The sequence below is a fragment of the Bradyrhizobium sp. JYMT SZCCT0180 genome (assembly GCF_018130165.1).
Taxonomy (GTDB): Bacteria; Pseudomonadota; Alphaproteobacteria; order Rhizobiales; family Xanthobacteraceae; genus Bradyrhizobium.
Map to the genome: position 1 here is coordinate 87,822 of NZ_JAFCLZ010000030.1, position 8,828 is coordinate 96,649.

The window sequence follows — 8,828 nt, forward strand, 5'->3', positions numbered from 1 at the left end:
TTACAGAACGGCGTTGTCCGGATTTAGTCAATCGACCAATTAACAGCAATTCATTCGGGTGGAAACGATGTTCAACGATCAGCTTCTCACCGGGCGACGCATTCTCGTGACCGGGGGCGGTACCGGCCTCGGCAAATCCATGGCGGCGCGTTTTCTTGAGCTTGGCGCCGAGGTCCACATCTGCGGCCGCCGCAAGATCGTGTGCGACGAGACCGCAACCGAATTGATGGACCTGCACGGCGGACGTGTGGTCAGCCACGGCGTCGATATCCGCAACGCACTTGCGGTCGACGAGATGATCGAACAGATCTGGACCGGCGGTCCGCTCACCGATCTCATCAACAACGCCGCCGGCAACTTCGTCTCGCGCACCCAGGACCTGACGCCACGCGGCTTCGACGCGATTGCCAACATCGTGATGCACGGCACGTTCTATGTCACCCACGCTATCGGCCGCCGCTGGATTGCCGAGAAGCAGCGCGGCAACGTGGTATCGATCACCGTGACTTGGGTCCGCAACGGTTCGCCCTATGTGGTGCCGTCGGCGATGAGCAAATCGGCGATCCATGCCATGACCATGTCGCTGGCGATGGAATGGGGACGCTATGGTATCCGGCTCAACACCATCGCACCCGGTGAAATTCCGACCGAGGGCATGAGCAAGCGTCTCAACCCGGGCGATGAACCCGGCGCACGCACCATCGCACGGAATCCGATGGGCCGCGTCGGCAAGATGGAAGAATTGCAGAACCTTGCCGTGTTCCTGATCTCGGGTGGTTGCGACTGGATCAACGGTGAGACCATTGCGATGGACGGCGCACAGGCGCTGGCAACCGGCGGAAACTTCTACGAGCTGCGCGAGTGGTCCGATGCCGACTGGGAGCGCGCGCGGGATTCGATCAAGGCGCAGAACGAAAAAGACCGCGCGTCGCGCAGCGGGTAAAACTTTACGTCGTCCCGGCGAAGGCCGGGACCCATAGCCACCGGCATTAATCGTTACAAGGGCAACTGGCCGCATTTCTTCACCGATCGGCGCGGCGTATGGGTCCCGGCCTTCGCCGGGACGACGCTGCTTGTTTTTCGCGCGCGATACCGCCAAACTCTGTGCAACGAAAATAAGACACGACGGGAGAAACATGTCCGCCACACAAGCGCCGGCAAACCTTGCCGAGATGGTACGCGAGCGCGCCAGGAGCCGCGGCAATGCGCTGGTCTATGAATTCGAGGGACGTCAGACCAGCTTCGCCGAATTCGACATCAAGACCAACCGCGTCGCCAATGCGCTTGTAGCGCTCGGCGTCAAGTCGGGCGAGCGCATCGCCTATCTCGGCAAGAACAGCGACATCTATTTCGAACTGCTGATGGGCGCGATGAAGGCCAATGTGGTGATGGCGCCGGTGAACTGGCGACTGGCCGGTCCCGAGGTCGCCTTCATCGTCGCGGATTGCCGGGCGCCGGTGCTGTTCGTCGGACCGGAGTTCATCACGCAGGCCCGCAACATCAAGCCGCAGCTGCCTGACCTCCGCACCATCATCACCACCGAAGGCGGCGCGCCGGAATGGCCGGATTTTACGGCCTGGCGCGATGCGCAAAGCGGCGACGACCCCAAGGTGCCGATCAGCCCGAAGGACGTCGCGATCCAGCTCTATACGTCGGGCACGACAGGCAAGCCGAAAGGCGCGATGCTGTCGCACGCCAACTTCCTCAACCTGGTGCAGACCGGCAGCGAGGCCGAGAAGCCCGACTGGAACAAATGGTCGACCGACGACGTCTCGCTGGTGGCAATGCCGATCTTTCACATCGGCGGCTCCGGCTGGGGCGTGATGGGGCTCTATCACGGCGCCAAGGGCGTGATCGCGCGCGAGTTCGATCCCACCAAGGTGCTGGATTTCTTCGAACAGTCCGGCATCACAAAGCTGTTCATGGTGCCGGCCGCGATGCAGTTCGTGGTGCGGCAGCCGCGCGCGAGACAGATCGACTTCTCGCGGCTGAAATACATGCTCTACGGCGCCTCGCCTATTCCGGCGGCGCTGCTGAAGGAATGCATCGAGGTCTTCAAATGCGGCTTCGTGCAGATGTACGGCATGACCGAAACGACAGGCACCATCGTCGCGCTGCCGCCGGAGGACCATATCGAAGGCCTCGACCGCATGCGCTCGGCCGGCAAGGCGTTGCCGGGCATCGAGCTTGCGATCCTCGACGCCGACGGCACGCGGCTGCCGGTCGGTGAAGTCGGCGAGATCGCCACGCGTTCGGGCTCCAACATGGTCGGCTACTGGAACCTGCCGGAAGCCACCGCCAAGACGCTCGACCGCGACGGCTGGCTGCGCACCGGTGACGCCGGCTACATGGACAAGGACGGCTACCTCTACATCCACGACCGCATCAAGGACATGATCATCTCGGGCGGCGAGAACATCTATCCCGCCGAAGTCGAGAGCGCGATCTGCGATCACCCTGACGTCGCCGAAGCCGCAGTGATCGGCATCCCCGACGACAAATGGGGCGAAGCGGTCAAGGCGATCGTGGTGATGAAGCCGGGCAAGCAAGCGACTTCCGCCGACATCATCAACTTCACCCGCGAACGCATCGCCGGCTTCAAGACGCCGAAGTCGGTGGATTTTCTCGAAGCGCTGCCGCGCAATCCCTCGGGCAAGATTTTGCGGCGGAATTTGCGTGACCCGTATTGGACGGGGAAGGACCGACAGGTGAATTAGCGCTCTTCCTAGCTTCGTAGGGTGGGCAAAGCGCAAGCGTGCCCACCATTTCTTGCTCGAAGTAGATGGTGGGCACGGCGCATGCGCGCCTTTGCCCACCCTACGAGTTCGGTGCGCGGAGCTCTCAATGCTTCCCTGCCCCCATATACCCGAACAGGAATCCCGCGACCTTGCGCTTCTGAATCTCCTCGCTGCCTTCGGTGATGCGGTAGCGGCGGTGGTGGCGGTAGATGTGTTCGAACGGTTTGTGGCGCGAATAACCCATGCCGCCATGGACCTGCATGGCTCGGTCGGCGGCTTCGCAGCAGAGGCGATTTGCCCAGAAATTGCACATCGAGACCCGGTCGGAGAGCGTGTGCTCGACCTCCGCCTGGGTCAGCTTGTCCATCTCCCACGCGGTCTTGCGGATCAACAGCCGCAGCATCTCGGCCTGCGTCGCCAGTTCCACCAGCGGCCACTGGATCGCCTGGTTTTCGGCCAGCGCCTTGCCGAACGGCTTTCGCTCGCGCGCGTATTTGACGCTTTCGTTGATGCAATAGACGGCGGCGCCGAGCGAGCTCGCCGCCTGCCGGATCCGGTTCTCGTGCACGAAGCATTGCGCCAGCGACAGGCCGCGGCCGACCTCGCCGAACAGCGCATCGTCAGGCACGAACACGTCGGTAAAACTGACGCGGGGGTGATCGGTCGGCATGTTGAAGGTCCACATATACTCCTCGACCTTCACGCCCTCGGCTTTGGCCGGCACCAGCAGACAGGTGATGCCGCGCGCGTCGCCGTCATTGCCTGACGTGCGCGCGAACAGCGCGCAATGCGTCGCCACATGCATGCCCGTGGTCCACATCTTCTGGCCGTTGACGATCCAGCCCTTGACGTTGTCACGGGTCGCCGGCACCGCCCTTGTTTCCATATGCGTGGCATCCGAGCCGTGTTCGGGTTCCGTGAGGCCAAAGGTGATGCGGTACTTCCCGGTGATCGAACCGTCGATCATCGCCTTCTGTTCGTCGGTACCGTAGCGGTCGAGCATGGTCACGATCGGCAGGTTACCGACGATCGAATGCTCGTTCTGCAAATCGTTGTGCAGGCCCAGTCCCTGGGACGCGAAATGCTCGCGGATCACGGCCATCCAGAGGTTGGAGCCGTCCTTGCCGCCGTAGCGCTTCGGGATCGCAAACCGCAAATGCCCGGCGGCGTCAGCGAGGTTTTTCGCCTTGCGCAGCAGCGCTTCCCATTCGTGCCGCGGCAAGCCGCCCTTGTCGAAATCGGTCCGGGCCCATTCGCGGCGATGGTCGAAGAAGCGGATGTTGTCATCGGCCTCTTCCAGCGGCTTGATCTCGCGCGCGATGAACTTGTCGAGTTCGTCGAGGTAAGCGACGAGGTCGGCGGGCAATGCAAAATCCACGGCGGTCTCTCCCGAAAATGTCGTTTATTGTGTTTAGTGGCTAGCCGGACCAGGCGGCGCATGTTCGATTAAGGTTGGAAGAGCAGCCCCAAGTCAAGCAAGCGAATATCGCTTGTGACGCGCGGCTCGCTTGCGTAATTGAATGGGTTCCGGCGGCTGGCACCGCGCTATTATTCCTCGTCACAGAAAAACAGCGGGAGCGAACATGGATCTCAAATTCTCCAAGGTCACACGCAAGGGTCCGATCACGATCATCACGTTGAATCGCCCCGAAGTGTACAATGCGCTGCATATCGACGCGCATTTCGAACTCAACAAGGTGTTCGACGATTTCTCCGCCGATCCCGACCAGTGGGTCGCAATCGTCACCGGCGCCGGCGACAAGGCCTTTTGCGCCGGCAACGATCTGAAATGGCAGGCGGCGGGCGGCAAGCGCGGCTGGGACAAGGGCGGCTTTGCCGGCCTCACCTCGCGGTTCGACTGCGACAAGCCGATCATCGCCGCCGTCAACGGCGTCGCGATGGGCGGCGGGTTCGAGATCGCGCTGGCGTGCGACCTCATCATCGCCTCGGAGAATGCGACCTTCGCGCTGCCCGAACCGCGCGTCGGCCTCGCCGCGCTTGCCGGCGGCGTGCATCGCTTGCCGCGCCAGATCGGACTGAAGCGCGCCATGGGCATGATCCTGACTGCGCGCCACGTCTCGGCCAAGGAGGGCCTTGAACTCGGTTTCGTCAATGAAGTGGTTCCTGCCGGCGAAGCGCTGGCGGCCGCCGAGCGCTGGGCCGAGACCATCGCCAAGAACTCGCCGATGTCGATCCGCGCCTCCAAGCAGGCGATCCAGAAGGGCATGGCGGTCTCGCTGGAGCAGGCGATCGCCGAACAGCGCGAATACCCGGCGGTGAAGGCGATGGCGGCCTCGCAGGATTACATCGAGGGACCGAAGGCGTTTTCGGAGAAGCGCGCGCCGAAATGGTTGGGGAAATAAAGCTGTCGTGTCCCGGACGCGGTGCAGCGCGTAGCGCTGCTCCGCAGAGCCGGGACCCACAATGCCGCAGATGGACCCCGGCTCTGCAGCGCACCGCTTCGCGCTGCGCTGCGTCCGGGGAACGAACAGCAATCACTTCGACCCCAACTCCCTCTTATACGACGCGTAGTTCGGCTGATCGACCGCGAGCTTGTCCATCGTGGTTTGCCATAGATGATCGGCCAGTCCCGGCGTCTGCAGATCGACTTCGCCCTTGGCGATTTTATCCGACAGCGCGCGGTTGAGGTCGAGCAGCGCGCCGTCGATGCCGAGCAGTTGCTTGAGCCGCGCGGCCTCTGCGCTGTCGCTATCGCCTTCCAGCGCCAGTTGCCGCGTCACCAAATCGAGGCCGTTGATAGCGACGCGGAGCTTGAAGGCGTTGTGGCCCTTGATGGCGGGCGTGATCTCGTTGCGCAGAAAATCGGCGACCGCCTTGATCAGTTCGGTGGGTGTCGGTTCGTCCTGCATCTTACTTCCCCCTGGGGGCTAGCAGCCGTAGCAAATCAATTTCCGTCTCTGACGAACGGCGCCCGATCATCGCGCGCTCCATCGAGTGATCAGGGCCCTGGCGAAACCGCTGCATCATGCCGCAGCACATGATGCCCCAGCGCAGCGTGCCCATCACTTCCCAGAACATCACGCGGTCGGGATCGGCCTTGCGCCCGGCGGCTTCATAGCCGGCGAACAGATCCTCGCGCGAACCGAATCCGCCGACCGGCTTGTCGATCTCGCCAAAGCGCCAGGAATTGACGCAGATCCACCCGAGATCCTCCATCGGATCGCCGAAATGCGCCAGCTCCCAATCCAGCACCGCGCGCACGCCGTCTGGACCGATGATGAGGTTGCCGTGGCGGAAGTCGCCGTGCACCAGCGTTACTTCCTTTGACGGACCGGGATCGCGTTCGCGCAGCCAGCGCAGCGCCAGCTCGAACACCGGACGCGGCCGGCCAAAACTGCGATACTCGCGATCGAGATCGGCGATTTCCTTTGTCGCTGTCATCTCGCGCAGCTTTGGCAGTTTTGCCGCCGGCAAGCCGTGGATGCCCGCGACCACCCCGCCAAGCTGGCGCGCCAGCATCGGACGCGCTTGTGCGAATTGTTCGTCGCGCAGGATTTTTCGCGCGATGGTCTCGCCCTCGATCCGCTGCATGATGAAGCCGGTGCCGAGTTCGTCCTCGGGCTTCAGGACATGCATCACGCGCGGCGACGGCAGGCCGGCGTCGTGCGCCAGCTGCATCAGCGTTGCTTCCGCGTCGAGCCCTGCGGCGCGGCCGGGCGATGCGCCATAACCCGGCGGCGCGCGGCGCAGGATCGCGCCGACATTGCCGCTGGGATTCACGATATCGAACGTCCAGGTCTCCTGGCTGGCGCCGCCGGAAAGTTTTGCCGCGCCAGTGACGCCGGTCGCGCCCGGATACCAGGCGGCGACGCAGCGTCCGAGTTCGGCCTCGATCATTTGCCCTTGAACTTGGCTGGGCGCTTTTCAAGGAACGCGGTGACGCCTTCCTTGAAATCTTCCGCCGACCCCGCGATGCGCTGCGATTCGAATTCGAGATTGAGCTGCTCCTCGAAGGAATTTTCCGGACTGTCCCAATAGAGTTTTCGGATCAGCGACAGCGCGATGGTCGGTCCGTTGGCGAGATCATGCGCCAGCTTCATCGCCTCTTCCATCAAGACCGCATCGTCATGGACGCGGTTGACGAGGCCCCATTCCAGCGCCTTTTCCGCCGGCAGCCGTTCGCCCATCAGCGACAACTCGACCGAGCGCGCCTTGCCGATCATGCGCGGCAATAGCCAGGTCGATCCGCAATCCGGCACCAGGCCGATGCGGCGGAACGCCTGCAGGAAATAGGACGAGCGCGCGCACAGGATCATGTCGCCCATCAATGCAAAACTCATCCCGGCGCCGGCGGCCGGGCCGTTGACGGCGGTCACGAGCGGGCAATGGAGCTTGCGGATGCGCCGCAGGAAGGGATGGAAGCCAGTTTCCAGCGAGGCCCCGGCGTTGCTCTTGCCAGGCTTCTGATTGTTGCGACCTTGCAGGTTGGCGCCAGTGCAGAAGGCACGGCCGGCACCGGTCAGCACGACGCAGCGCACTTGCTCCTTCTTGTCCTCGATCTCGTCGAGCGCATCGGCAAGCCCGCCCAGCATGTCCATCGAAACCGCGTTCATGACCTCCTGGTGGTCAAGCCTGAGAACGGCGACCGGGCCATCGAAATCGAGCGTGACGTGCTTGAACTGCATTGTTTCCTCATGAGTTGTGTTTACGCGCTATCAGGCAGCGCGATGGGCGGATGTGTTGCTTGGGCCCATATTTGATTTTCCTGATCGGCTTGTCCATGGTCGAACGCGAACATCTGCCCGCCACCGGGCGCACGACTTGAGGAAACATTCATGAGCATTTTCGACCTCTCCGGCCGCGTTGCCGTCGTCACCGGCGGTAATGGCGGCATCGGCCTCGGCATTGCGCAGGCGCTGAACGCCGCGGGCTGCACCGTTTCGATCTGGGGCCGCAGCGCCGACAAGAACGCGAGTGCCGCTGCAAGCCTCGCCAAGGGTCCCGGCAAGGTCGACACTCGCATCTGCGACGTCAGCGATCCCGCCTCGGTCAAGGCCGCGATGAAGGCCACGCTGGATGCGCTCGGCCGCGTCGACGGCTGCTTCGCAAACGCCGGCATCGGCGGCGGCGGCCGGCGCGCCTTCATCGACCGCACCGAGGAAGAATGGCGAAAAATGTTCGCGACCAATCTCGATGGCGTCTTCCATGTGTTCCAGGCCGCGGCGCGCCACATGACCGAGCGCGCGGAAGCCGGCGACAAGTTCGGCCGGCTGGTGGCGACCTCGAGCATGGCGTCGCTGTTCGGCACCGCGCGCAACGAGCATTACGCCGGCTCCAAGGCCGCGCTGAACGCATTGTGCCGCGCGCTCGCGGTCGAGCTTGCGCGCTACGGCGTGACGGCGAACGCGATCCTGCCCGGCTGGATCAAGAGCGACATGACGGCGGGCGTCATGGCGAATGACAAGTTCGTCGCCAACGTGATGCCACGCATCCCGGTGCGCCGGTTCGGCGAGCCCAGTGATTTCGGCGGCATCGCGGTCTACATCATGAGCCAGGCGTCGTCGTATCATACGGCGGATTGCTTTGTGATCGACGGCGGATATACGGCGTTTTGAGGTTACCGAGACAGACAATCCATCACCACGAACAGTTGTCATCCCCGCGCAGGCGGGGATCCAGTACGCCGCGGCCTATCGACTCCATCCATTGACGTCTCTGGAATACTGGGTCGCCCGGTCAAGCCGGGCGATGACAGCTGTGGTTGGAAAACGCAGCTTCGCATTCTCGCGACGCATTGCGCCCGAGCTTTGCCAGAAAACCTTGCCCTCTCATTGAGAGGGCGCAGGGAAGACCGGGTGCGCGCTGCACCCGCGGTCCCGTGTGCGGATTGCACAAAACAAAGTGCACACGAGCATACAGGGCAGCGGTGAACACCCGGCCTTCCCTGCGCAATGGCTTTACGGCTTATGCCGTGCTCTCCCCGGAGACGAGTTCTTGGTTGACTCCGTCGCTATCGTTTCCGCTCACGCTTCTCCGACAGCTTGACGCCGGCAACGGGCGCCAGGACCACACGGTTTTGCCGTACGCTTAGTCCACGCCGTCGTCAGACGTGAACAAGCGTCCACCGCA

The 8,828-nt window shown here is 63.1% G+C and carries 8 protein-coding genes; 4 read left to right on the forward strand and 4 right to left on the reverse strand.

Annotation, left to right across the window (positions count from 1 at the left end; all coding sequences use genetic code 11):
• Positions 1–67 precede the first annotated feature (67 nt).
• Together JQ641_RS33525 and JQ641_RS33530 are read left to right on the forward strand one after the other, a co-directional pair.
• The gene (locus JQ641_RS33525; RefSeq protein WP_212000639.1) at positions 68–943 is read left to right on the forward strand and encodes an SDR family oxidoreductase; all 876 of its coding nucleotides are present in this window, start codon (positions 68–70) and stop codon (positions 941–943) included.
• 193 nt (positions 944–1,136) lie between these two features.
• Positions 1,137–2,717: a fatty acid--CoA ligase gene (locus JQ641_RS33530; RefSeq protein ID WP_212000640.1), complete on the forward strand. Its 1,581-nt coding sequence runs from the start codon at positions 1,137–1,139 to the stop codon at positions 2,715–2,717.
• 124 nt (positions 2,718–2,841) lie between these two features.
• Here JQ641_RS33530 and JQ641_RS33535 read toward each other — a convergent pair whose 3' ends face one another.
• Positions 2,842–4,116, reverse strand: coding sequence for an acyl-CoA dehydrogenase family protein (locus tag JQ641_RS33535; protein ID WP_212000641.1), 1,275 nt, complete (start codon positions 4,114–4,116; stop codon positions 2,842–2,844).
• A gap of 205 nt (positions 4,117–4,321) precedes the next feature.
• Here JQ641_RS33535 and JQ641_RS33540 point away from each other — a divergent pair, with 205 nt between their 5' ends.
• Positions 4,322–5,101, forward strand: a complete 780-nt coding sequence (locus tag JQ641_RS33540; protein ID WP_212000642.1) for an enoyl-CoA hydratase-related protein — start codon at positions 4,322–4,324, stop codon at positions 5,099–5,101.
• A 132-nt stretch (positions 5,102–5,233) separates the two neighbouring features.
• On the opposite strand, the gene JQ641_RS33545 is transcribed toward JQ641_RS33540, so the two are convergent.
• Genes JQ641_RS33545 through JQ641_RS33555 form a run of 3 tightly spaced genes read right to left on the reverse strand, consistent with a single transcriptional unit; the run spans position 5,234 to position 7,384 of the window.
• Positions 5,234–5,608 (reverse strand): DUF6285 domain-containing protein, encoded by a 375-nt coding sequence (locus tag JQ641_RS33545; protein ID WP_212000643.1) that lies wholly within the window; start codon positions 5,606–5,608, stop codon positions 5,234–5,236.
• Between the two features lies 1 nt (position 5,609).
• The gene (locus JQ641_RS33550; protein ID WP_212000644.1) at positions 5,610–6,596 is read right to left on the reverse strand and encodes a phosphotransferase family protein; all 987 of its coding nucleotides are present in this window, start codon (positions 6,594–6,596) and stop codon (positions 5,610–5,612) included.
• On the reverse strand, positions 6,593–7,384 hold the full coding sequence (locus tag JQ641_RS33555) for an enoyl-CoA hydratase/isomerase (RefSeq protein ID WP_212000646.1): 792 nt from the start codon (positions 7,382–7,384) through the stop codon (positions 6,593–6,595). The genes JQ641_RS33550 and JQ641_RS33555 overlap by 4 nt, the downstream gene beginning before the upstream one ends.
• A 150-nt stretch (positions 7,385–7,534) precedes the next feature.
• Here JQ641_RS33555 and JQ641_RS33560 point away from each other — a divergent pair, with 150 nt between their 5' ends.
• Positions 7,535–8,314: an SDR family NAD(P)-dependent oxidoreductase gene (locus JQ641_RS33560; RefSeq protein WP_212000648.1), complete on the forward strand. Its 780-nt coding sequence runs from the start codon at positions 7,535–7,537 to the stop codon at positions 8,312–8,314.
• Positions 8,315–8,828: the final 514 nt, after the last annotated feature.